The sequence below is a fragment of the Enterobacter sp. Cy-643 genome (assembly GCF_011752815.1).
GTDB lineage: Bacteria > Pseudomonadota > Gammaproteobacteria > Enterobacterales > Enterobacteriaceae > Cedecea.
On sequence record NZ_VWWV01000016.1, the window covers coordinates 1 to 1,629 of the forward strand.

Consider the following 1,629-nt stretch of genomic DNA (forward strand, 5'->3'; position numbering starts at 1 on the left):
TTAGGTAAGGAGGTGATCCAACCGCAGGTTCCCCTACGGTTACCTTGTTACGACTTCACCCCAGTCATGAATCACAAAGTGGTAAGCGCCCTCCCGAAGGTTAAGCTACCTACTTCTTTTGCAACCCACTCCCATGGTGTGACGGGCGGTGTGTACAAGGCCCGGGAACGTATTCACCGTAGCATTCTGATCTACGATTACTAGCGATTCCGACTTCATGGAGTCGAGTTGCAGACTCCAATCCGGACTACGACGCACTTTATGAGGTCCGCTTGCTCTCGCGAGGTCGCTTCTCTTTGTATGCGCCATTGTAGCACGTGTGTAGCCCTACTCGTAAGGGCCATGATGACTTGACGTCATCCCCACCTTCCTCCAGTTTATCACTGGCAGTCTCCTTTGAGTTCCCGGCCGAACCGCTGGCAACAAAGGATAAGGGTTGCGCTCGTTGCGGGACTTAACCCAACATTTCACAACACGAGCTGACGACAGCCATGCAGCACCTGTCTCAGAGTTCCCGAAGGCACCAATCCATCTCTGGAAAGTTCTCTGGATGTCAAGAGTAGGTAAGGTTCTTCGCGTTGCATCGAATTAAACCACATGCTCCACCGCTTGTGCGGGCCCCCGTCAATTCATTTGAGTTTTAACCTTGCGGCCGTACTCCCCAGGCGGTCGACTTAACGCGTTAGCTCCGGAAGCCACGCCTCAAGGGCACAACCTCCAAGTCGACATCGTTTACGGCGTGGACTACCAGGGTATCTAATCCTGTTTGCTCCCCACGCTTTCGCACCTGAGCGTCAGTCTTTGTCCAGGGGGCCGCCTTCGCCACCGGTATTCCTCCAGATCTCTACGCATTTCACCGCTACACCTGGAATTCTACCCCCCTCTACAAGACTCAAGCTTGCCAGTTTCGAATGCAGTTCCCAGGTTGAGCCCGGGGATTTCACATCCGACTTAACAAACCGCCTGCGTGCGCTTTACGCCCAGTAATTCCGATTAACGCTTGCACCCTCCGTATTACCGCGGCTGCTGGCACGGAGTTAGCCGGTGCTTCTTCTGCGAGTAACGTCAATCACCAAGGTTATTAACCTTAATGCCTTCCTCCTCGCTGAAAGTACTTTACAACCCGAAGGCCTTCTTCATACACGCGGCATGGCTGCATCAGGCTTGCGCCCATTGTGCAATATTCCCCACTGCTGCCTCCCGTAGGAGTCTGGACCGTGTCTCAGTTCCAGTGTGGCTGGTCATCCTCTCAGACCAGCTAGGGATCGTCGCCTAGGTGAGCCATTACCCCACCTACTAGCTAATCCCATCTGGGTTCATCTGATGGCAAGAGGCCCGAAGGTCCCCCTCTTTGGTCTTGCGACGTTATGCGGTATTAGCTACCGTTTCCAGTAGTTATCCCCCTCCATCAGGCAGATCCCCAGACATTACTCACCCGTCCGCCGCTCGTCACCCAGAGAGCAAGCTCTCCCGTGCTACCGCTCGACTTGCATGTGTTAGGCCTGCCGCCAGCGTTCAATCTGAGCCATGATCAAACTCTTCAATTTAAAAGTGTTTGATGCTCAAAGAATTAAAACTGTTTATAAAATCAGTAGTCACTCTTCAAGACTTGATATTTGTTTGCATCCG

Annotated in this window: 1 rRNA gene; it reads right to left on the bottom strand. The window is 53.0% G+C overall.

Annotated features, from left to right (window positions below):
* Positions 1–5: 5 nt before the first annotated feature.
* Positions 6–1,547, bottom strand: a 16S ribosomal RNA gene (locus F3J29_RS22575).
* Positions 1,548–1,629 lie beyond the last annotated feature (82 nt).